The organism is Tamlana crocina (genome assembly GCF_012037625.1).
The window spans coordinates 1-354 of the sequence record NZ_JAAVJS010000524.1; the positions used below are offsets into that span (position 1 = coordinate 1).

General features: G+C 38.7%; 1 protein-coding gene. It reads left to right on the plus strand.

Annotation, left to right across the window (positions count from 1 at the left end):
* Positions 1 to 169: 169 nt before the first annotated feature.
* The coding region (locus HC176_RS17885) for a hypothetical protein (protein ID WP_167920349.1) at positions 170 to 354 on the plus strand (185 nt) is incomplete at its 3' end.

Consider the following 354-nt stretch of genomic DNA (forward strand, 5'->3'; position numbering starts at 1 on the left):
TTACCAGAAACTTTACGACGGAATTTACGAAAGATAGTTTTATAAGAACATAGAGAAAGTCCGGCCCTGATGCCGGATTTTCTTTTTTAAATAATACTAAAATTTGATAATCCGGCAAAAGAGGATCGGCAGGAAAAGCTTAAATTTAGGTGCTTCTAAAATGTAAAAAATGCGCTTCATTATTTTTTCACTCCTTTCATTGCTGTTGCTTGGTTGTAAGGCCGAAAAATCCCCTCATGATGAGTTTTTTGAAGCCGGCGATAATCGATTCACCTATTCGGGACGCACCATAACTTCAGGAGAGGGAAAAGAGCTTATCGCTTCTGCAGCTTCAGTTAAAGCAAAGGTCTATGG